Genomic DNA, 23,663 nt, shown 5'->3' with positions numbered 1-23,663 from the left:
AAAAAGAGGGCCTATTGGCCCTCTTTTGCATCTTTCGCAAAGGTGTTTACAGGCTGGCAGCGATGCGCGCCCCCAGCGCGGCGTTGTTCAGCACCAACTGGATATTGGCCGCCAGGGAGTTGCCGCCGGTCAGTTCGCACACCCGGGCCAGCAGGAAGGGGGTGGACTCCTTGCCCTTCACCCCCTGCTCGTCCGCCTCTCGCAGTGCCTGGGCAATGGCGGCGTCGATGTCGGCCTTGGCCATGGCAAACTGGGTCGGAATGGGGTTCGCCACCACGGCGCCGCCCGCCAGCCCCAGCTCCCACTTGAGGCGCAGCGCCTCGGCGATGGCCGCCGGGCTCTCGAGCCGGTAATCCACCTTGAAGCCGCTCTCGCGTGTGTAGAAGGCGGGCAGCTCCTCGGTCTGGTAGCCGATCACCGGCACCCCCTGGGTCTCCAGGTACTCCAGGGTCAGACCGATGTCGAGGATCGACTTGGCACCAGCGCAGACCACGGCCACCGGGGTCTGGGCAAATTCCTGCAGATCCGCCGAGATGTCAAAGGTCTCCTGGGCGCCGCGATGCACGCCGCCGATGCCGCCGGTGGCGAACACCCGGATCCCGGCCATGGCGGCAATGATCATGGTGGAGGCCACCGTGGTCGCCCCCAACCCCTTGTTGGCCAGCACGAAGGGGATGTCGCGGCGGCTGCACTTGGTGGCGGCGTGGCCGGCCCGGCCCAGCGCCTCCAGCGCCCCTGCATCCAGCCCCACCTTGAGGCGGCCATCGATGATGGCGATGGTGGCCGGCACGGCGCCGTTGTCCCGCACCACCTGCTCCACCTGGCGCGCCGTCTCCACGTTCTGCGGATAGGGCATGCCGTGGGAGATGATGGTGGACTCCAGGGCCACCACCGGCTTGCCGGCGGCCAGCGCGGCGGCAACTTCAGGTTGGATATCGAGGTAAGCGTTCAACATGGGTACTCCTCCAGCATGCGTTCAACAGCGGCCTTGGATAGGCCGGAAAAGACGGTATCGGAACAATTGACGGTGAGGGCGGCGCAACCGAGGGCGAACCGGGTTGTCTCCATGATGCCCTGCTCCTGCAACCAGGCGTGGGCCAGCCCTGCCATGAAGGCATCGCCGCCGCCGGTCACGTTGACGACCGGGCTGCCGAGCACGGGCAGATGGCCTTGGCAGGCCCCGTCGCTATAGAAGATCCCCTGATCGCCGAGGCTCAGGAAGAGCCGCTGCACCCCGGCGCGGTGGAACCAGGCCGCTGCCATGGGCCAGGTGTCGGGCCCCCCGATGGTGAAGCCGCACAGCTGCTCCGCCTCGGTGCGATTGGGTTTGAGGGTGTGGATGCGGTGCAGCCAGGGGCGGATCTTCTCCACCTTGGCCACCGACACGGTGTCCACGAAGATGATGTGCTCCCCCTGGCGCTCGAACAGCCAGTCCAGGGTGTGGGTGGCGAGGTTGGTGTCGAGCACCCAGAGCCGGGCCGCACCGAGAAAACCGCTCAGGGGGGTGAGCCGGGCCGGGGTGAGCTGGTCGATGATCCCCATGTCGTTGACGGCGCAGCTCATTTCGCCGCTGCCATCGTGCAGGCTGAGGTAACAGGAAGTGGCCTGGCCGTCCAGTACCAGTACCTGGCGCACGTCGACCCCGGCGCGCTGGCTCACCTCCAGCAGGTGGTGGCCGTATTGATCGTTGCCCACCGCAGTCAACAGCCGGGTGTCGGTACCAAGGCGCGCCAGGTTCTCGGCGATGTTGCGCCCTACCCCGCCGGCTGAGGTGCGTACCCGGCCCGGGTTGGAATCGCCGATGCGCAGGTTGTCGTGGCTGCAGCCACAGATATCCATGTTGGCGCCGCCGATCACCACGGCGTAGGGGCCTTCGCGCAGCACATAGCCGCGCCCCTGCACATAGCCCTGGCGCATCAGGCTGGAGATGTGGCTCGCCAGCGCGGAGCGGCTGATGCCGAGCCTGTCCGCCAGCTCCTGCTGGGCAATCATGGGATCCTGGCGCAGCAGGGCGAGGATCTCTTGCTCACGTTCCGTCATAGACAAACATCCAGTTGCAAACGTTTGTCTATTATTTCCGAAAAACGTTTCCCCGCCATCCTCTCGTACAAGAAATGTCGGGTCGCGCACAAAAAATCACCGGGCAGTGCCCGGCGATCACAACATGGTTTTCAGATGGGCCACTCACCCCAGCTGTACCCAGACCTCGCTCCCCTCCAGCCGCACCGGCCAGCAGGCGACGCTCAGGGCAGGATCGTCCAGACAGCGACCGTCCATCAGGGCGTAGCGCTGCTTGTACAGCGGCGAGGCCACCACGGGTTCCCCCCCCGCATCCCCCACCAGGCCACGCCCCAGCACCGCAACGCCGGCCAGGGGGTCCACCCCGTCCAGGGCATAGACATGCTCCCCGAGGCGAAACAGCGCCAGTACCCGCCCCTCCAGCCAGGCGCTGCGCCCGGCCTGCTCCGGCAGCGCCGCCAGCTCGCACACCCGGTGCCACTGCCCGCAGAGCTGTGCATCGTCCTTGTCATCCTTCATACCACCTCCTTGATACTGATGGCGGGCGTGCAACCCGTTGCCCCCGCTCATACCACCTCCTTGATAGCGATATCCGGCACCCATTGCCCCCGCTCCTCACGGCGCGGCGGCGTCTCGTCTTCGGGCCGGTTGACGAAGGCCTCGAACAACTTGAGCTTGTCCGGATCCGCCAATGTGCTCTTCCACTCGCACTGCCAGGTGCCGACGATCCCCTCCATCATGGCCTCCAGCTCGGCACCGATGCCGAGCCTGTCCTCGATGATCACCGACCTGAGATAGTCGAGCCCCCCTTCCATGTTCTCCATCCAGACCGAGGTGCGTTGCAGCCTGTCCCCGGTGCGCACGTAGAACATCAGCAGCCGGTCGATGTAGCGGATCAGGGTCTGCTCGTCGAGATCCGTGGCGAACAGGTCGGCGTGGCGCGGCCGCATGCCGCCGTTGCCGCACACATAGAGGTTCCAGCCCCGCTCGGTGGCGATGACGCCGATGTCCTTGCTCTGGGCCTCGGCGCACTCCCGGGTGCAGCCGGAGACCGCAAACTTCAGCTTGTGTGGCGCCCGCAGCCCCTTGTAGCGGTGCTCCAGGGTCTGGGTCAGGGTCATGGAGTCCTGCACCCCGTAACGACACCAGGTGGAGCCCACACAGGACTTCACGGTGCGCACCGACTTGCCGTAGGCCTGACCGGTCTCGAAGCCCGCCGCCACCAGCTCGCCCCAGATGGCGGGCAGCTGGTCGACCCGGGCGCCGAAGAGATCGATGCGCTGGCCGCCGGTGATCTTGGTGTAGAGGCCGTACTTGCGCGCCACTTCGCCGATGGTGATGAGCCCCTCCGGGGTGATCTCCCCCCCCGGGATACGCGGCACCACCGAATAGGTGCCGTCCTTTTGCAGGTTGGCGAGGAAGGCGTCGTTGGTATCCTGCAACGCGCGGTGGGGCTTCTCCAGCACGTGCTCGTTCCAGAGGGACGCCAGGATGGAGGCCACCGTCGGCTTGCAGATGTCGCACCCCAGCCCCTGGCCGTGCTTGTCCCGCAGCGCCTCGAAGCTCTTCAGCTCGCCCACCCGGGCCAGGTGATAGAGCTCCTGACGGCCGTAGGCGAAGTGCTCGCACAACCCCTTGTCCGCCTCGACGCCAAGATCCGCCAGGGTCTGATCCACCACTTGCTTGAGCAGGTTGCTGCAACCGCCGCAACCCGTGCCGGCCTTGGTGCAGCTCTTCACCGCCGACAGCTCGTGATTGCCCGCCCGAACGGCGGCCACCACGTCCCCCTTGCTGACGTTGTGGCAGGAGCAGAGGATGGCGCTGTCCGGCAGCACCAGGGGCGCGGGGGCGGCCCCGACCTCCCCCACCAGCAGGGAGAGCGGCGGCTGGGGCAGCGCCACCCCGTTCTGGTAGTACTGCAGCAGCCGCTCATAATCGGCCCCGTCCCCCACCAGGATGGCGCCGAGCAGGCGATTGCCCTCGCCGTCGGTCACCAGCTTCTTGTAGATGCCGTTGACCCTGTCCAGCAGCAGCAACTCCTGGGCGCCGGCGGTGTTGGCGTGGGCATCGCCGATGGAGCCCACGTCCACCCCCATCAGCTTGAGCTTGGTGGACATGTCGGCCCCGATAAAGCGGATCTCGCCGCCGCACAGACTGGCCACTGCGGCCCGGGCCATCTGGTAGCCGGGAGCCACCAGGCCGAAGATGCGCCCCTGCCAGAGCGCGCACTCGCCGATGGCGAGGATGGCGGGATCCGAACTGTGGCAGCCGTCGTCGATGCAGATGCCGCCGCGCTCCCCGACCTCCAGCCCGGATTGCCGGGCCAGGGTGTCGGCGGGTCGAATACCGGCGGAGAACAGCAGCACGTCGGTCTCAATGTGAGTGCCGTCCTTGAAGCGCAGGCGATGACGGGCCTGCTCCCCCTGCTCGATGCACTCGGTGGCTTTCTCCACCAGCACCTCGACCCCGAGGGCCTGGATCTTGTCCCGTAGCACGGCGCCGCCGCTCTCGTCGAGCTGCACTGGCATCAGCCTGGGGGCGAACTCCACCACCTGGGTCTTGAGGCCGAGCAGGCGCAGGGCGTTGGCCGCCTCCAGCCCCAGCAGGCCGCCACCGATGACCACGCCGCTGCGGGCCTGGGCGCAGGCATCGCGGATGGCAGCGAGATCCCCCAGGGTGCGATAGACGAAGCAGCCCTCCCGCTGATGACCGGGGATGGGGGGCACGAAGGGGACAGAGCCGGTCGCCAGCACCAGACGGTCGTAAGGGAACTGCTCGCCGTTGGCCAGCGTCAGGGTGCGGGCCGCCCGGTCGAGCACCTCCACCTCGGCCCCCAGTCGCAGCGTTATGCCGCTCTCTTCATACCAGGCGGGATCCGCCATGCGCAGGGCCTGGGGCGCCTTGCCGCCGAATACCTCGGACAGATGCACCCTGTCGTAGGCGGGGTCCGGCTCGGCGCCAAATACCGTCACCTCGAACCGCTCGAGGCCGCCCGCCGCCACCAGCTGCTCGACGAAGTGATGACCCACCATACCGTTGCCCACCACCAGCAGCCGTTGCTTGTCGGCCGTGTCGGCGGAACCACTGTTCTGGCGACCGAGCAGGTCCATGCCGCCCCCTGTCACCCACTGTTGCTCTTTGTCAGTCATGTCTCTCTTCCTTGAATCCGGCGGGCTCAGGCGCGCAGCTTGCTGCGCACCTGCCCGGCTGCCTTGAGGGGGGTCACCTTGCGCTGCTTCTCGTAGAGGAAGCGCAGCACCTGCTGACGCAGCTTGTGGTAGTGGGGATCGTCCGCCAGGGCGACCCTGTCTCTGGGCCTTGGCAGGTCCACGGTCAGGATCTCCCCGACGGTAGCGCTGGGGCCATTGGTCATCATGACGATGCGATCAGAGAGCAGCACCGCCTCGTCCACGTCGTGGGTGATCATGATGACGGTGTTGCCAAGCTCCGCCTGGATCGCCATCAGAGCATCCTGCAGATGGGCCCGGGTCAGGGCATCGAGGGCGCCGAACGGCTCGTCCATCAGCAGCACCTTGGGGGAGAGCGAGAGGGCGCGGGCAATGCCGACCCGCTGCTTCATCCCCCCCGACAGCTCGTGGGGCATCTTCTGGCTGGCGTGATCCATCTGCACCAGGGAGAGGTAGTAGTCCACCCGCTCCGCCACCGCCCGCTTGTCAGACTCCACCTGGGCCACCGCCAGCGCCACGTTCTGCTGGACGCTGAGCCAGGGCAGCAGGGCGTGGTTCTGGAACACCATGGCCCGCTCGGGCCCCGGCCCCGCCACCTCGCGACCATCGAGAATGATGCCCCCCAGGGTCGGCTCCAGCAGCCCGGCCACCAGGTTGAGGACGGTGCTCTTGCCGCAGCCCGAGTGACCGATGAGGGAGACGAACTCCCCCTTCTCGATGCGCAGGTTGACCCGGCTCAAGGCCTCGAAGCTGCCCTGCTCCGTCTCGAACGAGATGCCGACGTCGCTTATTTCCAGATAACTCTTCATTGGCTCTTCTCCTGCCTGAATAGAAATGTGATTAACGCAGCACCTGGCGCTTGTCCCAGGACAACCACTGCTGCAGGGCCAGCATGCCCCTGTCCAGGGCGCAGCCGATGAGGCCTATGGTGATCACCGCCACCATGATGCGGGCCAGAGACGCAGAGCCGCCGCTCTGGAACTCGTCCCACACGAACTTGCCGAGCCCCGGGTTCTGGGCCAGCATCTCCGCCGCGATCAGCACCATCCAGGCCACCCCCAGGGAGAGCCGCAGCCCGGTGAAGATCATGGGCAGGGCCCCGGGCAGCACGATGCGCCGCACATGGGTCACAAAGGAGAGGCGCAGCACCCGGCTGACGTTGTGCAGATCCCCATCCAGCCCCGCCACCCCCACCGCCGTGTTGATCAGGGTCGGCCAGAGGGAGCAGAGGGTCACCGTCAGGGCCGAGGTGAGGAAGGACTTGGCAAGCCAGGGGGCGGGATTGGCGTAGAGGGCGCTCACCACTAGCGTGATGAGGGGCAGCCAGGCCAGCGGCGACACCGGCTTGAGCAGCTGGATCACCGGGTTGGCGGCGCGATAGAGCCCCTGATTCATGCCGAGCAGCACCCCGCACGGAATGGCGATCAGGGTCGCCAGCGCGAAGCCGCACAGCACGGTGAGCAGGCTGGTGGCTATCTGATCGAAGAAGGTGGGGCGTCCTGTGTAGGGACGCAGCTTCACCTCGGCCGCCGGATCCGCCGCCAGCCTTGCCGCATTGCGCACCTGCTGGCGTTCGAGGAAGGCCGCCGCCTTCTCCCGCTCCTGCAGATGCTCCTGCCCGAGGGACCAGAGCTGGCTGGCGGTGGCGAGCGGCCCCGGCAGGGTGCCCAGACTGGTCTGCACCTGGCTCGCCCCCCACTGCCAGAGGCCGAGGAAGAGCAGCACGCCGAGCAGGGGCTGCACCATGATTTTCCAGTTGATGGCTTTTAAATGGATGAGGGGCCATGTGTGTCGTTTCATCGGGATCTCCTTGCTCATTGCACCCGCTCATCGCCCTTGAGGCCGATGGCGAACTGTTGCAGGTAGGCGTTGGGGTGGCGGCCGTCGTAGATGAGGCCGTCGATGAAGCCATCCTGGGGGCCGCGATAGCCCTGCTCGCTGGCAAAGTCGGGGAAGTCACTGGCCTTGAGCTTGCCCTCGGCGATGAGGGCCTCGGCGGCCTGGCGATAGACATCCGGTTGATAGACGGCCTTGGCCACCTGCTCGAACCAGGCGTCCGGCCTGGCCTCGGGGATCTGGCCCCAGCGCCGCATCTGGGTCAGGTACCAGATGGCGTCGGAGTAGTAGGGATAAGTGGCGTGGTGGCGGAAGAAGACGTTGAAATCCGGCACCTGGCGCTTGTCCCCCCTGGCGTACTCGAAAGTGCCCGTCATGGAGCTCGCGATCACCTGCTCGTCCGCCCCCACGTACTCGGGTTTGGCCAGCAGCTTGGCCGCCGCGCGCCGGTTGCCGTTGTCGTCTGCATCCAGCCACCAGGCCGCCCGCAGCAGCGCCTTCACCAGCCGCACATGGGTGTTGGGGTGACGCTCGGCCCACTGCCGGGTGACGCCGAACACCTTCTCCGGGTTGTTGCGCCAGATCTCGTTATCCGTGATGACGGGCACCCCTATGCCCCTGGCGACCGCCTGCTGGTTCCAGGGCTCCCCCACGCTGTAGCCGGCGATGGTGCCCGCCTCCAGGGTGGCGGGCATCTGGGGGGGCGGCGTCACCGACAGCAGCACGTCCGCCTGGCGCTGGCCCGAGTTGTCCCCAAGCTTGGGCGCATAGAAACCGGGATGCAGGCCACCTGCCGCCAGCCAGTACCTCAGCTCGTAGTTGTGGGGGGAGACGGGGAAGACCATCCCCATGTTGAAGGGCTTGCCCCCCTTGCGATACTCCGCCACCACGGGCTTGAGGGCGGCGGCGCTCACCGGGGGCGGCACCTGGCCCGCCTGCGGCCTGGGCAACTGGGGCGCCATGGCGGCCCAGACGCTGTTGGCCACCGTGATGGCGTTGCCGTTGAGATCCATGGCAAACGCCGTCACCAGCTCGGCCTGGGTGCCGATGCCGATGTGGGCCGCCAGGGGCTGGCCCGCCAGCATCTGGGCACCGTCCAGCTCGCCGTCTATCACCCGATCCAGCAGGATCTTCCAGTTCGCCTGGGCTTCGAGGGTGACGTAGAGTCCCTCATCCTCGAAATAGCCCCGCTCGTAGGCCACCGCCAGCGGCGCCATGTCGGTCAGCTTGATGAAGCCGAGCCTGAGCTCCTCCTGCTCCGGGGCTCCCAGTGCCAGCACCGGCAGCGACAACGCCGCCAGCAGCAGCCCCGCACATCCTTGTCGTCCGTTCATTGCATCTCCTCCCTCGGTTCCGGGTCAGGGCCATGGCGCCAGGCTGCCTGGAATCGCAGTGCCACCTCGTTGCAGCGCTGCGACCCAAGGTGCGTCGCGACCAAAAAAAAGCCCCGCCGATCCGGGATCGGCGGGGCTTCTTTGCCCTGTTGCGGGTGAGTGGCCTGACCGGCCCCTCACTGCGCATCGTTACTTCATTGCTATCGTGTTTTTGTTATTCACTTTCCGTGCCAGCTCGTCCAGGGTGCATCAGGCGGCCCTTTGCGGCCTGTGGTGCCCTGATCCTCCCTCAAATTTGCCTCAATTAGGCGCAGTTGCACCAAAACGGTTGGCCACTGGAGCGCTCAGGCGGGCAAAGCCTGCAGCAGTTGCCGCGCCAGCTCCCCCAGGCTCAGGTGACGGCTCATGGCGGTGCTGCGCATCAGGCGATAGGCCTCGTCCTCGTCCAACCCCTGATGGCGCATCAGGCGTCCCTTGGCCTGCTCGATGAGCCGCCTATCCTCCAGCTTCTGGCGTAGCTCGCTCTCGGTCTGCATCAGGGCCTGCACCATGGCGAGCTGACTGCGGGCCAGGCGCAGCCACTGCTCCACCGGCTCACGCTCGCCGCAAGGGTGGGGCACCAGCAACACCCCCTGCTGCAACAGGGCGAGCTGGGTATCGCCCCCCAGCCGCTCGCAGAACAAGAGCCGCGGCATGTCGGGCCAAAGGGAGAGGCCAAGGCGTACCTCGGCGCTGAACTGGCGGCAACTGACGAGCAGGGCATCCCCCCTCTGCGTCGGAGTCAGCAACTGGCGGGTATCGAGGATCCCGGGCTGATGGCCGTAGTGACTGACCAGCAGGGCCAGGCGGTTCGCCTGGCCCGGGTCATCGGCGTGGATCAACAGCCGGGAAGCGGGGCCGTCCTGGCCCCGGGTGGAAAAAGTGGTCATGGCGCTCCTTGCCGGCGACGATCGCGTTCTGTCTGGCGAAAATGCCGCAACATGAAGGCCAACTCTTTGAATCTACCTCCTTTTTATCTATCAGGAGGTAGTGGGGGTAGAGGGAAAATCGCCCCTCAGGCGACCCGTTCCTGGGCCTCCGTCAGCAGCCCCTGCAGCTCGGCGCGCAGCCGCACCACCTCCCCCATGATGATCAGCACCGGGCTCTGGCCCAGCAGGGCACGGGCGGCCTGCTCCAGGCCATCGAGCGTGGCCTCGTGCACCTGCTGGCGGGGGCTGCAGCCAGCCACCACCAGGGCCACCGGCAGCGCGCCCGGAGCCCCCGCCCTCAACATCCCTTCCCGAATGCGGGCCGCCCGCTCCAGCCCCATGTAGAACACCAGGGTGTGGCCCGCCCGGGTCAACCCCTGCCAGCCCTGATAGTCGCGCTCGTCCATCAGGTGCCCCGTCACCAGGGTCAGGGAGCGGGCCAGCCCCCTGTGGGTCAGGGGAATGAAGCTGCTGGCGGCGCACCCCAGGGCCGCCGTGATCCCCGGCACCAGCTCGGCCTCAATGCCGTGCCGGGCCAGGTGCAGCGCCTCCTCGCCACCGCGCCCGAACACCAGGGGATCCCCTCCCTTGAGGCGCACCACCCGCTTGCCCGTGCGGGCCAGGGCCAGCAGCAGGGCGTTGATCTCCTCCTGGGTCGGGCTCGGTTCACCACAGCGTTTGCCCACGTCGAAGCGGGCCGCCCCGTGGGGAATGCGGGCCAGGATCTCGCTCCCCACCAGGCGGTCATAGACCACGACCTCTGCCGCCTCCAGACGGTGCAGGGCGCGCAGGGTCAACAATTCGAGGGGCCCGGGGCCCGCTCCCACCAGACTGATTTGGCTCATCTCAGGCTCCTTGTGTCCTGGCACCGCACTAAGCGGATGCCAGGAAAACATGTTTGATCAACAGCTTGTCGATTTCGGGCAGACAGGTGCCGCAGTTGCTGCCACAGCCGAGCAGGGCCTGCAGCCCCGCCAACTCGCTCACCCCCTGCCGGGTGATGGCATCGACGATGCGCTGCTCCGAGACCCGCAGGCAGGAGCAGACCAGCCGGCTCTCCCCGGCCAGGGCCTGGCTCAGGGTCTGGCTCAGGGCCCCCGCCTGGAGCGGCGTGCCGAGCAGACTGGCCAGCAGGTCGACCTTGATGTCCGGGCGCCGCGCCCCCACCAGCAAGATGCCCTCGATGCGATCTCCGGCCAGGGCCACGGCCAGCCACCCCTCCTTCATGGGCAGCCTGAGCCAGTGCCCCTCGGCCCCCAGCCGTTGCCACAGGCTCTCTGTGCTCTCTGACCAGGAGGCCAGCAGGGTGCAGTTCCCCTCGGGCAGGGGACGCCTGGCCCACCAGTCCACCGGCTCGCGCCACTCACCACGGCTACACCAGATCCCTTGCCAGCGGGTGGGCTGCGCCCTGGCCTGCACCCACCCCTGTTTGAACATCGGCTGGCCGGAAAGGGGATCCACCACGGGGGCGATGAGGCGGTTGACCGCTCCCTGGCTGCACTGGCTGTCGGTCCAGTGCATGGGCAGGAAGGCCTCCCCCTCCCTGAGCCCCTCATCCAGCCCCACCAGCAGCAGCGCCTCCCCAAGCCCGTTGCAAAGGCGCACCAGGTCCCCCTCCTTCACGCCAAGCGCCAGCAGGCTGGCGGCCCCCATCCGCACCCTGGGCCAGGGCTCGGCCTCCTGCAACCGGGGCACATGGCCGGTGCGGGTCATGGTGTGCCACTGATCCCGCAGGCGGCCACTGTTGAGGAGCAGGGAGACAGCCCCTGCAAGCGGGGGCGTTTCTGGCTGCTCGGGGAAGCGCTGGGCCAGGGGCAGCAGGCGGGCCCGGCCATCCGGGGTGGCAAAGCGCCCGTCCTCGAACAGGCGGGCCCTCCCCTGGGGCCAGTCGGCGTTGACGGGCCAGCTCAAGGGTTCCAACACCTCGAATTCGGCACGGGTGAGACCCGCCAGCCCGGAGATGTCGAACTGGCGGGATCCGTCGTTCTCAAACCCGGAGAGGGCGGCATGCTCGCAGAAGATCTCGTGCTCGTGCTCATAGGCGAACCCCTCACCAAAACCGAGCCGACGGGCGAGCCGGGTCAGGGCCCACCAGTCGGGCCTGGCCTCCCCCGGCAGGGGCAGGAAGGCGCGCTGGCGGCTGATGGTGCGCTCGGAGTTGGTGACGGTGCCGCTCTTCTCTCCCCAGGCGGCGGCAGGCAACAGCAGGTGGGCGAGGCGCGCCGTGTCGGTGTTGGCCGTCACCTCGGAGACCACCAGCAGCTCGCAGCGGCTCAGGGCCTCGCGCACCCGGTTGCCGTCCGGCAGGGAGACCGCCGGGTTGGTGCCGAGCACCCAGAGCGCGCGGATCTCCCCCCGGTGCACCGCCTCGAACAGCTCGACGGCCTTGTGCCCCGGCCCGCGCACCATGGTCGGGCTTCCCCAGAAGCGCTGTACCCGATCGCACTCGGCCTCGCCAAAGCCCATGTGGGCGGCGAGCTGGGTCGCGAGCCCTCCCACCTCGCGCCCTCCCATGGCGTTGGGTTGCCCCGTCATGGAGAAGGGAGCCGCCCCCGGCTTGCCGATGCGACCGCACATCAGGTGGGCGTTGATGATGGCGTTGGCCTTGTCCACTCCCTGGTTGGACTGGTTGATCCCCTGGCAGAACAGGGTGACGGTCTTGGGGGTACGGGCAAAGAGCTGGTAGAAACCGATCAGATCGCTGCGGGAGAGGCCGCAGCTGCGGGCCACCTCGTCCAACTGCCAGGCCGGATCGTCCAGCGCCGCCGCCAACGCCTCGAAGCCGCTCACGTGCTGCGCCACATAGGCCTTGTCCCAGCCATCGACATCGAGCAGGTAGCGGCACAGGCCGTTCCAGAGCGTCACGTCGCTGCCGGGTTTGAGTGCCAGATGCAGATCCCCCTGCTCCGCCGTCATGGTGCGGCGGGGATCCAGCACCACCAGCTTGAGCTCGGGGCGCCGCGCCCTGGCCTGCTGCAGGCGGCGAAACAGCACGGGATGGGTCCAGGCGGTGTTGGCACCGGTGAGCACCACCAGATCGGCGAGCTCGAGATCCTCGTAACAGGCGGGCACCAGATCCTCCCCGAAGGCGCGCTGGTGGGCCACCACCGCCGACGACATGCAGAGCCGGGAGTTGGTGTCCACGTTGGCACTGCCCAGATACCCCTTCATCAGCTTGTTGGCGACGTAGTAATCCTCGGTGGTGAGCTGGCCCGACAGATAGATGCCGATGGCATCCGGCCCGGACTCGGCCAGGATGGCGGCAAAACGCTCCGCCAGGGTGTCCAGGGCCTCCTCCCAGCCGATGCGCTGCCCCATCCAGCGCGGATAGAGCAGGCGGTCGGGAAAGGCCAGGCTCTCCAGCAGGCTGGCCCCCTTGACGCACAGGGCGCCGCCATTGGCCGGATGCTGCTCATCCCCCTGCAACTGCCAGTTGTCTCCCTCCCGGCTCAGCCGGATGCCGCACCCCACTCCGCAATAGGCACAGGTGGTCTTCATTCCCTTGCTCCTTGTCATGTGTCTGACGAGGGGCCCATAAAAAAAAGCGTCCGCCCCCCTGCGGGGACGGACGCCTTTGTCCGGATGCCTCATCGTCTTGTATGGGGAAGTGACTGCAAACCCCGCGCCAGGATGCAAGGGGCGCCGCCATTGCGCATCAGGGGGTCGGGCTGCGCCGCCACGGTGCAGCCGCCCCCTTGTTGGGCCCGCCTTGCGGGAATCCGCCCCGCACGCTGGGCAAGGGGCCCACCGGGGGTATAATGCGCCGCCACACAGGAGAGAGAGATGAAAGTGTCAGATGAAGGCGCTGCCTGGCAGCACCGGGCAGATGCCCGGGAGAGAGGGGACTATTGCGCCATCGGGCTGGTCAATCCCAAATCCCCGGAGAACGTGGGTGCCGTGATGCGGGCCGCCGGCTGCTACGGGGCGGACGAAGTCTACTACACGGGGCAGCGCTTCGAGCTGGCGAGGCGTTTTGTCACCGACACCAAGCAGATGGTGGAGAAGATCCCCCTGCTCGGGGTCGAGGAGCTGCTGGACTTCGTGCCCGAGGGCTGCACCCCTGTGCTGGTGGATTTGATCGAGGGGGCCACGCCCCTGCCGGATTACGTGCACCCCGAGAGAGCCTTCTACATCTTCGGCCCGGAGGATGGCACCCTGGAACCCGCCCGCTTCGCGGCGGTGAAGGAGGTCATCTATGTGCCGACTCAGGGTTGCATGAACCTGGCCGCCTCGGTCAACGTCATCCTCTATGACAGGTTGGCCAAGACGCTCAGAGCCAAAGGCTGAGGCAGGACAAGACGTTATCTATGTGGCCAGACCGACAGGCTGCATGCACCTCACCGCCTCGGTCAACGTCATCCTTTATGACCGGTTGGCCAAGACGCTCAGAGCCAAAGGCTGAGGCAGGACAAGAGGGGCCCGATGACGGCATCAGGCCCGACAGCTAGGGCTGTGGCTTGTTCGCCCGCACCACCTGTTCCCTGAGAAAGTCCTGGTAGTAGTCGTAGAGCTTGTTCTGCCGATAGATCTCCGCCAGCTTGCCCTGCCTTATCAGTGTGCGCATGCCGGGATCCCAGAGCCCGTGCAACTCCCTGCCCTTCGGGGTATCGGCGAAGATGGGGTAGGTCGGGATCCAGCGCAGGAATACCTGTACCAGCTCGGGGGGAAGGGAGCCTTCGGGGTAGAGGGCGCCGTCGGTCAGGTAGTAGCGGTAACGCCCCTTGATCAGCAATTGCAGCGCCATCTCGTGGCTGTCTATCTCGAACCAGCGCATCGGCTCCGGGATGAACTTGTCAAAGGCCCACCCCCTCAGCCAGAGCACCTCCTGCTCCTTGAGGCTGTGCTCCCCTGCCCAGTGCGGCAGCCAGCGCTTTTGCATCACCACGCTCACGTAGTCCGCCGAGTCGGGGTAGTCAGGCTGATGGACCCCGGGCACTTCTCCCCGATAGACCCCCATCGCCATGTCCCCCTCCTTTTGCGACACCACCGCCAGTGCCCGTTTGTAAGGCACCATGTGAAGCTTCACCTCGTGCCCCAGGGGTTCATAGATGGCTCGAACCACATCCAGATAGACCCCCTTGCCGTCCCGGTGACAGAAGCCGGGCCAGTCGTCGCAATAGACGTGTATGGTGTCTGCCCGCACGAACGAGGTGATCAGCAGGCAACAGAACAGAAAAAGACGAACCATGAATATCCTCAGTGATATGGCACTCGGCAGATGCTCACCGCTGGACGGCCCGTTCAGGCATACAGATAGCATAGAAAAACAGAGTCCCGGCCGACATTTTCCCCATTTTGCGAGCGGGTCGAGGGTTATTGTCGCCCCACAGCGTATCATGGCAAACAAGATTCATTAGTAGCCCAACTTGAGGGGAGATTCTCATGCCAACCATCAAATCCCTGCTCTGCCCCGTCGATTTCTCCGAGATGTCCAGAGCGGTACTCGACTACGCCGTCTTCATGGCCAACACCCACCAGGCCGAGCTCAAACTGGTCCACGTGGTGGATCAGCTGCACGGCTTCGACAGCTACAAGATCCTGCACATGACGGCCATCGAGATCACCCACGAGATGGAGCGCCAGGCCAAGAGCCAGCTCAAGGAACTGGTCGCCTGCCTGCCCATTCCGGCCAAGTTCGAGGTCCGCTTTGGCCGCGCCGCCGATGAAATCGTCCTCCAGGCGAAGGAAGACAAGGTGGATCTCGTGGTCATGGGCAGCCATGGCCGCTCCGGCATCACCCACCTGCTGGTGGGCAGCGTGGCGGAATCCGTGGTGCGCCACGCCCCCTGCCCTGTGCTGGTGGTCCGCAAATAATCCCCGCCTGATGCGCCAAGGCCAGCATATGCTGGCCTTTTTGCTGTTGATTGCCATGGGATGCTCATCTCAGAACCGGTGCACGAGGGATAACGAGAGGTCGTCGGCAAGGTAGAGCGCCGCCCACCAGTCCTGGTGACGCCCTCGCCGCAGGCTCGCGGGCAGGGTCTCAGCCATGGGCATAGATGACGCTCCCTCCCTTGATGGTGTCGATAATGGCCCTGGACTGCTCCCTTGGCAGGGCCGGGCATCCCCAGCTGCGCCCCAGCTTGTCAAACTTCTGCAGATGCCTGGGGCTGGCGTAGTCCGCCCCGTGCACCACGATGGCGCGCTTGCGGGCATTGCTGTTCTTGCCGGGACTGAGGCCGTCGAGACGCAGGGAGTAACCATGCTTGCCCTGATAGGTCTCGGCGGTGCGGTAGACCCCCAGGGAACTTTGCCGGGAATTCATCTGATTCGAGAACTGGCGGGCGGCCAGCTCCCCCGAATTGCGGCCGTGGCTGACCCAGGTGTGGTAGAGCAGCTTGTGGCGCTTGACGTCGATGACGAACAGCCGGCGCATGGTCGAGGGCTTGCTGTAGTCGATGATGGTGAGAATGGGTTTTCGCTTGTGGCGCACGCTCTGGTAACCGTCCAGGGCCTTGCGAAACACGCGGCTGTCGAGCTTGCCGGCCAGGCCGAGCTGACGATAGAGATCCTGGTCCCAGCTGGCGTAGCTGGCGCCGCTGAAACAGAGCGCCCCCAGCAGAAGTGGCAGGCTCAGCCAGAGGCTGCCCCACCACGCACTCCTATCCTGTCCCTTCATCCTTGAAGTTGCTCCCCTTGCTGTCGGTGGCCTGATGCCCCGGGTGACACCGCATCCTGCTGGATAGTTATATGCAAGCCATTGATTGCGAGCAATAAAAAAGCACAAAAATGCCGACCTGAGTCGGCATTGTCCTGCTTGCTGAGCGTGCCTGGATCAGGCACGGCTGAGATAATCCGCCTGCCCCACCCACTTGTAGCTGGTGAGTTCGGTCAGCCCCATGGGGCCACGGGCGTGAAGCATCTGGGTCGAGACCGCCACCTCGGCCCCGAGGCCAAACTGGCCGCCGTCGGTAAAGCGGGTGGAGGCGTTGACATAGACCGCCGCCGAACCGGCCCCGTTGACGAAACGCTCGGCATTGGCGAGGGAGTTGGTCAGGATGGCATCGGAGTGGCCGGCGTTGTGCTCGCGCATATGGGCGAGCGCCTCGTTGACGTCCGCCACCACCTTGACCCCCAGGGTCAGCCCCAGCCACTCGGTGTCGAAATCTTCCGGCCCCGCGTCGCACAGGTTGTCGCTGCCAGCCAGCAGCGCCATGGCATTGGGCGCGCCCACCAGAGTCACCTTGCGCTCGTTCATCAGAGCCACCAGTTGCGGCAGCAAGGTGGCCGCCACCTTCTCGTGTACCAGCAGGGTATCGAGGGCGTTGCAGGCGGAGGGGCGCTGCACCTTGGCGTTCTCGATGACCGCCAGGGAACGCGCCAGATCGGCGCTCTCGTCCACGAAGATATGGCTGATACCGAACCCGCCGATGATGACGGGGATGGAGCTGTTCTCCTTGCACATCTTGTGAAGACCCGCGCCGCCGCGGGGGATGATCATGTCCACGTAGCGGTCGAGGCGCAGCAACTCGGCCACCAGCGCCCTGTCCGGGTTGTCGATGTACTGCACCGCCGCCTCGGGCAGGCCGGACGCCGCCAGGGCATGCTGGATCACCCGCACCAGCTCCAGGTTGGAGTGGAAGGTCTCGCGACCGCCGCGCAGAATGCTGGCGTTGCCGGTCTTGAGGCAGAGGCTGGCGATGTCGATGGTGACGTTGGGGCGCGCCTCGTAGATGACGCCGATGACCCCGATGGGCACCCGGCGACGGGAGAGGCGCAGGCCATTCTCCAGCACCCGGCTGTCGATTTCGGCCCCGACCGGATCGTCCAGGGTGATCACCTTGCGCACATCCGCCACTATGCCGGCAAGGCGCGCCGGGTTGAGCAGCAGGCGATCCAGCATGGCTTCCGTGAGCCCCGCCTCGCGCCCGGCGGCGATGTCTTTCTCGTTGGCCGCCAGGATCTGGGCACTGCGTGCTTCCAGTTCATCGGCGATGGCCGCCAGCGCCCAGTTCTTCTGTGCCGTGCTGACGGTGGCCAGTTGATAGGCGGCTTCACGGGCCGCCTGCCCCATTTTCTCCAGACTCATCACAGTTCCCTTTTGTTCATGCGGTGCCGCCCTGTTCAGAGCAGCACCATGTCATCACGGTGGATGGCCACGGCCCCATAGCCGTAACCCAATACCTGTTCAATCTGATCCGAGTGGACACCCCGCAGCCGATCCAGCTCCAGATGGTCGTAACGGCAGATACCGCGAGCCAGCTCGCTCCCCTTGGGATCCAGGATACGCACCACGTCGCCACGCACGAAATCACCCTTCACCGCGACGATGCCCTTGGGCAGCAGGCTGGAGCCCTTCTCCTGCATGGCGGCCACGGCCCCCTGATCCACCTGCACTTCGCCGTGAGGAGGGGGCCCTGCCAGGATCCAGCTCTTGCGCCCTTCCAGGGGGGATGCCAGGGCCGGGAACAGGGTCCCCACCCGCTCCCCGGCGGCGAGGCGGCCGATCACTTCCGGGATCTGGCCGGTGGCGATCACCACGTCCACCCCGGCGCGGCGCGCCACGTCGGCCGCCTGCAATTTGGTGGCCATGCCACCGGTGCCAAGACCGCTCACGCTGTCACCGGCGAGGGAGCGCAGGGTGTCATCTATGGTCTGCACCTCTTCGATGAGCTGGGCATCCGGGTTGGTGCGCGGGTCGGCGGTGAAGAGCCCCTTCTGATCCGTGAGCAGGATCAGCAAGTCCGCATCCGCCAGGATGGCGGCACGGGCGGAGAGGTTGTCGTTGTCCCCCACCTTGATCTCGGCGGTGGCCACGGCGTCGTTCTCGTTGATGACGGGGATGATGCGGTGATCAAGCAGAGTGCGCAGGGTGTCGCGGGCATTGAGGTAGCGCTCCCTGTCTTCCAGGTCGGCGCGGGTCAGTAGCATCTGGCCGATGTGCAGCCCGTAGAGGTTGAACAGGTCCTGCCATACCCGGATGAGCTGGGTCTGACCCACCGCCGCCAGCATCTGTTTGTTCGGCAGGGTAGGCGCCAGCGGAGGGTGGCCCAGATGCTCGCGACCGGCGGCGATGGCCCCCGACGTGACCAGCACGACACGGTGCCCGTGTCGATGCAAGGCGGCACATTGTCTGACCAGCTCGACCATGTGGGCACGGTTGAGGCGGGCAGATCCCCCGGTGAGCACGCTGGTGCCCAGTTTGACGACTATGGTTCTGTTTTCCATGGGAACGAAGGGTTAGAAAAGTAAGGAATCCCTTTATACCCACGGCCCCCCTGCCCTGCAAGGCAATTAAGCCTCGCCAGGCAGTTGCGGGCTCGGTGACAAAGCATCGGGGTACCCCGCACCGGGAAGATGCGGGGCTTGGGGATCAGGCTGCCGTCACGCTCAGTTCGGCGGTCACCTGCTTCGCAGGGGAGAGGGTGCACTCCAGCTGGGTCAACTTGCCGCTGATCAGCTTGTAGAAATGTTGCAGGGTGCGTTCCACTTCCGCCTGATGCTTCTTGGGCAGCGCCTTGTCGATCCACTCCCCGTCCGCGTTGTAGAACCCCGTCTGATAGTGGTAGCTGAAGCTGTGATCCGCCTGCTCCAGCACCAGCCACCAGCCCCAGAACTCCCGCTTGTCCGGGGCAGGCTTGGCGCTGACACAGACGGACAGGCAGTCAAAGCGGTAGCGGCCCTCCTCGCACAGGTCTTCACGCAAATAGGGGCCAATGGCCGCGAACTGCCGCAGCAATCGCTTGTAAGTCACTCTTTCTGACATGCTAACCTCCCTGTTGAACAAGCCATACCATCACATGATGATGTTACATTTTTAGTTTTATATCATGTACATAAGTGCTTTTTGAGCCAGTCTACCGTCTCTTTCAGTGCCTCGTCATAGACCTCGAGCAGTGGCTGCTTGTCAAACACCACCGCCTTGCCGTTGCGACTCGCAGCGGCCAATGCCCGGACATCCTGCTCGGGACAAATAAAATCTTTCTTGTGCCCGATACTCAATATCGGCACGGAAGTGCGACTCCCCAGCAATCCCTGGGTCTTGAGGGAGAAGACCTGACACTTGGTGCGCAGCAGATCCCACTGGGCCGCGTCCGCCCCCAGCCGGTTCGCCAGCCCGTCGCGCATCATGCGCGGGCAGCGGGCGAACATCTCCTGATTGGTGAACACCTGGTTGATGCCGGCACCGATGCAGACCACGGTCCGAAGCTTGAACGGCTCGACGAAGGCGAGGCGGGCCGCCACATTGCCGGCGAGGCGGAACCCCACCATGGCGATGCGCTGGTGATCGACCCAGGCCACCTCCGAGAGGTAGTTGAGCACCGCCTGGTGCAGGCGGCTGGTGTCCTGCACCAGGGGCCAGTGCTCGGCATAGCCGGTGCCCGGCATGTCCAGGGAGAGCATCCCGATGCCGTGGGGCTCGAGACACTTGAAATAGAAGTTGAGGAAGTCCACCTGAAGCGAATCAATGCCACCGCTGACGATGACCAGGGGCACAGGTTTCTCGGTGGTGGGCAGATGCAGGTAGCCCTGGATGGTCTTGCCCCGAAACGGGACCTGCAACTCCTTGAGGGGCACCTTGAACAGGCGTCCGGCCTCGCGATAGGCCATGTTGCCGAGCAACTGGGCCTGATCCGCCAGCTCGTCGTGCTTGAGGTGGGGGTAGCTTGCGATGGAGTAGTAGCGCACTGCCTTGAGCAGGCTCTTCAGCGCCGCGGCGCGATCCCCTTCCCCAAGCAGCGTCCGCCCCGTATTGAAATAACGGCCGGCAAGCTGGCTCCACTCATAGACCCAGTTGCCGGGCACATAGCCCTTGATGGTGTCCAGATAGCGTTCGTGACTGCGCTCCCCCTGCCCCATGGCGATGTGCGCCAGGGTCTGCTCCACCTCGACGGGATCGGCCCCCTGCCAGGCCCAGGTCGGTCTGCGCAGCAGGCGATACCAGCGGGGCGACAGGGCGCCATCGATGAAGCTGTCAGACAGTGCGCTGTCTTGCTCGTCGACGGGGCTCGAGTTGGAGACTTCGGAAGTTTCCAATACCTTTTTGACCCGGGTAAACAGCTTTTCCGTCAGATTGGTATCGTCGTTTGGTTCCAAAATGGTGGCTCTTCTGTCTCAAACAATGTCCCATCTTAACCACTTTTCACATCGAGCAGCCACACCAGAAACGCATTGAGCCCCAAAAGGGGCTCAATGTGGTCAACCTTGCATCACGACGGATCAGTCCGCTCCCGAATGCCGGGGAGTCACTGGTCGCGACCGGTGCGGCGATTACGCTTCGTCGCAGATCGGCTTGGCGAACTCCAGCGCCATGTCCCAGGGCTGTTCAATCCAGGTATCCTGCGGAATGGCGACTTCGAAGTCATCCACCAGGGGTTCGCCCATGGGCTTGGCGAAGATGGTGATGAACTTGGCTCTGGGGTAGAGCTCGCGGATCGCCTTGGCGGTGCCGCCGGTGTCCACCAGATCGTCCACCACCAGCCAGCCTTCGCCGTCACCTGCGGTGGTGGCAGCCTTCACCACCACCAGCTCGCGCTGGTTGTCGTGGTCATAGCTGGAGATGCAGAGGGTTTCGACATTGCGAATGCCAAGTTCGCGGGCCATCAGGGCCGCAGGCACCAGACCACCGCGGCTGACGGCGATGATCCCTTTCCACTGGCTGACAGGCAGTTGACGACGGGCCAGACGGCGCGCTTCGCGTTGCAGGTTATCCCACGATACATAGAACTTTTTTGGCATGCTATCGATCTCAACGAGTTATAAAGCAATCACTTATGAGGCGAAACCCGGCAAAGAGACGGGTTCAGGTCAATTCTGGCACCCCGTTTCCCGAATTTTGCTTGCACTTTTTCGGCCTCGGGGCTGACGCCTCGGCGGCAAAAACGGATGCAATGCGAACAGGGATGGGGTGTAGCTGGCGGCCATCTCGGGTGGACTCCCGATCTCGGGCCGGCTGTTGGGCCGGTATGATAGCACTCTTTATGGATAAATTGAGCGGCAAACGTATGCGAAAAACAGGAAATGTCCGCCATCTCCCGCTCTGTCGCCCTTTTGGGAGGGCTCCGGCGACACCGACAGGTTAGCCGTTTGACACACATTCCATGACATTCGGGCAAAAAAATAGCAGGGGGAGGAGAGGATCCTCACACACCTGCTGCTGTTACCTTTGACGCCTGCGAGCCTTAACGGCGGGTGGCGTAGGGATTCGGGTAGTTGAAGCCCTGGGTATAGAGAGATTGGGCAAACCAATAGGTTGAATTGCTGCCTGACATCATAAACTCCTGATTGCTTAACAAGTTACGTACCTTAATGCGGGTTCACATCCTTGAACTGACACTCGGTTCCATGGAGGCGCACTTGCTTTGCTTCGGTTCCCTGGAGGCATTGATTGTCATCCTGACAAGTGGGCTGGCCACGGCGGCTAATTTACCACCCGGCGCCAAAAAGACAATATTTTTGTGATCAACATCACATAATTGATGTTGTGCTGACACGAATAAGGCAGGTAGTGAAGTTCGCCATCCATGCTCCCTTTCCCAGCACAAGCAGAGCGTCATTTGCGCTGATCGCTCACATTTTTGCGTGATTGACTGTATTATCGTTATCCTCTTCCCCGGCCCGCAGAGTGGGGCCCGACATTTTCCATGCTGGTAAGGAGTCCCGACGTGGCACAGCTCAGTTCTCTGTCTCCCAAGTTGATTTGGCAATTCTTCGAGCAGATCTGCTCCATCCCCCACCCCTCCAAGCACGAAGCCCAACTGAGCGCCTGGATCGTCGCATGGGCCCAGGGAGAAGGCCTGGCGGTCAAGCAAGATGCCGTCGGCAACATCATCATCAAGAAACCGGCCACGCCGGGGATGGAAAACCGCAAGGCCGTGGTGCTGCAAGCCCACATCGACATGGTGCCCCAGGCCAACGCCGACACCCAGCACGACTTCACCACCGATCCCATCGATGCCTACATCGACGGTGAATGGGTCACTGCCCGCGGCACCACCCTGGGCGCCGACAACGGCATGGGCATGGCGGGCTGCCTGGCCGTGCTGGCCGACAAGACCATCAAGCATGGTCCGCTGGAAGTGCTGCTGACCACCGACGAAGAGACCGGCATGACCGGCGCCTTCGGTCTGGAAGCGGGCTGGCTGGAAGGCGAGATCCTGCTCAATACCGACTCCGAAGAGGATGGCGAGGTCTACATGGGCTGCGCCGGCGGGGTGGATGCCAATATCCGCTTCCCCCTGGAGCTCGTCGCTGCCACCGAGGGTGAAGGTTTCGAGCTGCAGGTCAAGGGCCTGCGCGGCGGCCACTCCGGGGTCGACATCCATCGCGGCCGCGGCAACGCCAACAAGCTGCTGGTCCGTCTGCTCAAGGCCGCCGAACCACTGGGGGTGCGCCTTGGCGATCTCAGTGGCGGCACCTTGCGCAACGCCATCCCCCGCGAGGCCCGTGCCAGCCTGCTGGTGCCCGCCGCCAGCGTGGCTGACTTCAAGGCCCTGGTGGACCGCTACGCCGGCATCTATCAGAGCGAGCTGGCCGCCACCGAGGCCAACCTCACCGTGCTGCTCACCGCCCGGGAGAAACCGGCCCAGCTCATGAGCGAGTCCCTGCAAAGCCGCCTGCTGGATGCCCTGATGGCCTGCCCGAACGGGGTGATGCGCATGAGCGACGCCATCCCGGGCGTGACCGAGACCTCCACCAACCTGGGTGTCATCAAGACACTCGAGGGGGAAGTCTATGTGCAGTGCCTGATCCGCTCCCTCATCGATTCCGGTCGCGAGAACATCGAGCAGATGACCCGCTCCCTGTTCACCCTGGCTGGCGCCAGCTGCGAGTTCACCGGCGCCTACCCGGGTTGGGCCCCGAACGTTGACTCACCGGTCATGGCGCTGGTGCGAAGCAGCTACCAGACCCTGTTTGGCGAGATGCCGAACGTCATGGTGATCCACGCAGGCCTCGAGTGCGGTCTGTTCAAGAGCGCCTACCCGGACTGGGACATGGTCTCCTTCGGCCCGACCATCCGTGGCGCTCACGCACCGGGGGAGAAGATACACATCCCGGCGGTCGAGCGTTTCTGGCAACTGCTGGTTCACGTGCTGGAACATATCCCGGCCAAGTAAGCCAGCTCACGACCATATCGATGCCCCGCCCAGTGCGGGGCATCTTTTTTGTGCTCCCTCCTCGGCCACCTCTCTCATATCCCCGATTCCACGCGCGGCCCTGGCTTGAAATCGTATCCATGAACAGGTCTGCATTTGAAAACCTTTTCCATGATTTATGTAAATTTACAACACAAAAAGTTGATCCAGCTCACATATCCCCCTAGGATCAGAACGTGACCAAGGTCACACAACCCATGAACCACAGAGAAACGAGGTCAT

The 23,663-nt window shown here is 64.9% G+C and carries 20 protein-coding genes; 3 read left to right on the top strand and 17 right to left on the bottom strand.

Going from position 1 to position 23,663, the window contains the following annotated elements:
• Positions 1-46: 46 nt before the first annotated feature.
• The 10 genes from I6L32_RS11545 to I6L32_RS11500 form a co-directional block, all read right to left on the bottom strand.
• Complete coding sequence (locus I6L32_RS11545; RefSeq protein WP_041215699.1) at positions 47-955, bottom strand: pseudouridine-5'-phosphate glycosidase; 909 nt, start codon at positions 953-955, stop codon at positions 47-49.
• Complete coding sequence (locus I6L32_RS11540) at positions 949-2,040, bottom strand: PfkB family carbohydrate kinase (protein ID WP_216943907.1); 1,092 nt, start codon at positions 2,038-2,040, stop codon at positions 949-951. The genes I6L32_RS11545 and I6L32_RS11540 overlap by 7 nt, the downstream gene beginning before the upstream one ends.
• 144 nt (positions 2,041-2,184) lie before the next feature.
• Complete coding sequence (nirD, locus tag I6L32_RS11535) at positions 2,185-2,589, bottom strand: nitrite reductase small subunit NirD (RefSeq protein ID WP_223918118.1); 405 nt, start codon at positions 2,587-2,589, stop codon at positions 2,185-2,187.
• Positions 2,586-5,168, bottom strand: coding sequence for a nitrite reductase large subunit NirB (gene nirB / locus I6L32_RS11530; protein ID WP_216943906.1), 2,583 nt, complete (start codon positions 5,166-5,168; stop codon positions 2,586-2,588). The genes nirD and nirB overlap by 4 nt, the downstream gene beginning before the upstream one ends.
• Before the next feature lie 26 nt (positions 5,169-5,194).
• On the bottom strand, positions 5,195-6,016 hold the full coding sequence (locus I6L32_RS11525) for an ABC transporter ATP-binding protein (protein WP_010675449.1): 822 nt from the start codon (positions 6,014-6,016) through the stop codon (positions 5,195-5,197).
• A 31-nt stretch (positions 6,017-6,047) separates the two neighbouring features.
• On the bottom strand, positions 6,048-7,007 hold the full coding sequence (locus I6L32_RS11520) for an ABC transporter permease (RefSeq protein ID WP_052815472.1): 960 nt from the start codon (positions 7,005-7,007) through the stop codon (positions 6,048-6,050).
• 14 nt (positions 7,008-7,021) lie between these two features.
• Positions 7,022-8,377, bottom strand: coding sequence for a CmpA/NrtA family ABC transporter substrate-binding protein (locus I6L32_RS11515; protein ID WP_223918120.1), 1,356 nt, complete (start codon positions 8,375-8,377; stop codon positions 7,022-7,024).
• A gap of 344 nt (positions 8,378-8,721) precedes the next feature.
• Entirely contained in the window at positions 8,722-9,306 is a 585-nt protein-coding gene (locus I6L32_RS11510) for an ANTAR domain-containing response regulator (RefSeq protein WP_010675452.1), read from the bottom strand.
• A gap of 125 nt (positions 9,307-9,431) precedes the next feature.
• Positions 9,432-10,190 carry a uroporphyrinogen-III C-methyltransferase gene (gene cobA / locus I6L32_RS11505; RefSeq protein ID WP_216943905.1) on the bottom strand — a complete coding sequence of 253 codons (759 nt, stop codon included), beginning with the start codon at positions 10,188-10,190 and terminating at the stop codon, positions 9,432-9,434.
• Positions 10,191-10,218: 28 nt separating this feature from the next.
• Positions 10,219-12,843, bottom strand: coding sequence for a nitrate reductase (locus I6L32_RS11500; protein ID WP_216943904.1), 2,625 nt, complete (start codon positions 12,841-12,843; stop codon positions 10,219-10,221).
• A gap of 285 nt (positions 12,844-13,128) precedes the next feature.
• On the opposite strand from I6L32_RS11500, the gene I6L32_RS11495 reads away from it, so the two are divergent.
• On the top strand, positions 13,129-13,632 hold the full coding sequence (locus I6L32_RS11495; protein ID WP_102948433.1) for an RNA methyltransferase: 504 nt from the start codon (positions 13,129-13,131) through the stop codon (positions 13,630-13,632).
• A 157-nt stretch (positions 13,633-13,789) separates the two neighbouring features.
• On the opposite strand, the gene I6L32_RS11490 is transcribed toward I6L32_RS11495, so the two are convergent.
• Complete coding sequence (locus I6L32_RS11490; protein ID WP_042016889.1) at positions 13,790-14,533, bottom strand: hypothetical protein; 744 nt, start codon at positions 14,531-14,533, stop codon at positions 13,790-13,792.
• 194 nt (positions 14,534-14,727) lie between these two features.
• Between I6L32_RS11490 and I6L32_RS11485 the strand changes: the two genes are divergently transcribed.
• Entirely contained in the window at positions 14,728-15,159 is a 432-nt protein-coding gene (locus tag I6L32_RS11485; RefSeq protein WP_041212463.1) for a universal stress protein, read from the top strand.
• 169 nt (positions 15,160-15,328) lie between these two features.
• On the opposite strand, the gene I6L32_RS11480 is transcribed toward I6L32_RS11485, so the two are convergent.
• From I6L32_RS11480 to gpt, 6 genes are all read right to left on the bottom strand, one after another.
• Positions 15,329-15,964, bottom strand: coding sequence for a murein L,D-transpeptidase catalytic domain family protein (locus I6L32_RS11480; RefSeq protein ID WP_200164575.1), 636 nt, complete (start codon positions 15,962-15,964; stop codon positions 15,329-15,331).
• 156 nt (positions 15,965-16,120) lie between these two features.
• Positions 16,121-17,374: a glutamate-5-semialdehyde dehydrogenase gene (locus I6L32_RS11475; protein ID WP_202015298.1), complete on the bottom strand. Its 1,254-nt coding sequence runs from the start codon at positions 17,372-17,374 to the stop codon at positions 16,121-16,123.
• A 35-nt stretch (positions 17,375-17,409) separates the two neighbouring features.
• A complete protein-coding gene (proB, locus tag I6L32_RS11470) occupies positions 17,410-18,513 on the bottom strand; it encodes a glutamate 5-kinase (protein ID WP_010675460.1) in 1,104 nt (367 codons plus the stop codon).
• A gap of 145 nt (positions 18,514-18,658) precedes the next feature.
• Positions 18,659-19,051 carry a sigma factor-binding protein Crl gene (gene crl, locus I6L32_RS11465; RefSeq protein ID WP_039040346.1) on the bottom strand — a complete coding sequence of 131 codons (393 nt, stop codon included), beginning with the start codon at positions 19,049-19,051 and terminating at the stop codon, positions 18,659-18,661.
• Positions 19,052-19,113: 62 nt separating this feature from the next.
• Complete coding sequence (frsA, locus tag I6L32_RS11460; RefSeq protein ID WP_010675462.1) at positions 19,114-20,382, bottom strand: esterase FrsA; 1,269 nt, start codon at positions 20,380-20,382, stop codon at positions 19,114-19,116.
• A 174-nt stretch (positions 20,383-20,556) separates the two neighbouring features.
• On the bottom strand, positions 20,557-21,024 hold the full coding sequence (gene gpt, locus I6L32_RS11455) for a xanthine phosphoribosyltransferase (protein WP_039040347.1): 468 nt from the start codon (positions 21,022-21,024) through the stop codon (positions 20,557-20,559).
• A gap of 926 nt (positions 21,025-21,950) precedes the next feature.
• Between gpt and I6L32_RS11450 the strand changes: the two genes are divergently transcribed.
• Complete coding sequence (locus tag I6L32_RS11450; protein ID WP_216943903.1) at positions 21,951-23,402, top strand: aminoacyl-histidine dipeptidase; 1,452 nt, start codon at positions 21,951-21,953, stop codon at positions 23,400-23,402.
• The last annotated feature ends 261 nt before the right edge of the window (positions 23,403-23,663 follow it).

It is taken from the genome of Aeromonas sp. FDAARGOS 1402 (assembly GCF_019046925.1).
Classification (GTDB): Bacteria; Pseudomonadota; Gammaproteobacteria; order Enterobacterales; family Aeromonadaceae; genus Aeromonas; species Aeromonas caviae.
The sequence above is the reverse complement of the archived record's forward strand: the minus strand, read 5'-3'. Positions and strand labels throughout refer to the sequence as shown.

Coding starts and splice junctions, on each gene's coding strand:
- proB (WP_010675460.1), bottom strand. CDS start 18,513: ATGGAAAACAGAACCATAGTCGTCAAACTGGGCACCAGCGTGCTCACC.
- crl (WP_039040346.1), bottom strand. CDS start 19,051: ATGTCAGAAAGAGTGACTTACAAGCGATTGCTGCGGCAGTTCGCGGCC.
- I6L32_RS11475 (WP_202015298.1), bottom strand. CDS start 17,374: ATGAGTCTGGAGAAAATGGGGCAGGCGGCCCGTGAAGCCGCCTATCAA.
- I6L32_RS11495 (WP_102948433.1), top strand. CDS start 13,129: ATGAAAGTGTCAGATGAAGGCGCTGCCTGGCAGCACCGGGCAGATGCC.
- nirB (WP_216943906.1), bottom strand. CDS start 5,168: ATGACTGACAAAGAGCAACAGTGGGTGACAGGGGGCGGCATGGACCTG.
- gpt (WP_039040347.1), bottom strand. CDS start 21,024: ATGCCAAAAAAGTTCTATGTATCGTGGGATAACCTGCAACGCGAAGCG.
- I6L32_RS11490 (WP_042016889.1), bottom strand. CDS start 14,533: ATGGTTCGTCTTTTTCTGTTCTGTTGCCTGCTGATCACCTCGTTCGTG.
- cobA (WP_216943905.1), bottom strand. CDS start 10,190: ATGAGCCAAATCAGTCTGGTGGGAGCGGGCCCCGGGCCCCTCGAATTG.
- nirD (WP_223918118.1), bottom strand. CDS start 2,589: ATGAGCGGGGGCAACGGGTTGCACGCCCGCCATCAGTATCAAGGAGGT.
- I6L32_RS11480 (WP_200164575.1), bottom strand. CDS start 15,964: ATGAAGGGACAGGATAGGAGTGCGTGGTGGGGCAGCCTCTGGCTGAGC.
- I6L32_RS11510 (WP_010675452.1), bottom strand. CDS start 9,306: ATGACCACTTTTTCCACCCGGGGCCAGGACGGCCCCGCTTCCCGGCTG.
- I6L32_RS11485 (WP_041212463.1), top strand. CDS start 14,728: ATGCCAACCATCAAATCCCTGCTCTGCCCCGTCGATTTCTCCGAGATG.
- I6L32_RS11515 (WP_223918120.1), bottom strand. CDS start 8,377: ATGAACGGACGACAAGGATGTGCGGGGCTGCTGCTGGCGGCGTTGTCG.
- I6L32_RS11525 (WP_010675449.1), bottom strand. CDS start 6,016: ATGAAGAGTTATCTGGAAATAAGCGACGTCGGCATCTCGTTCGAGACG.
- I6L32_RS11545 (WP_041215699.1), bottom strand. CDS start 955: ATGTTGAACGCTTACCTCGATATCCAACCTGAAGTTGCCGCCGCGCTG.
- I6L32_RS11540 (WP_216943907.1), bottom strand. CDS start 2,040: ATGACGGAACGTGAGCAAGAGATCCTCGCCCTGCTGCGCCAGGATCCC.
- I6L32_RS11500 (WP_216943904.1), bottom strand. CDS start 12,843: ATGAAGACCACCTGTGCCTATTGCGGAGTGGGGTGCGGCATCCGGCTG.
- I6L32_RS11520 (WP_052815472.1), bottom strand. CDS start 7,007: ATGAAACGACACACATGGCCCCTCATCCATTTAAAAGCCATCAACTGG.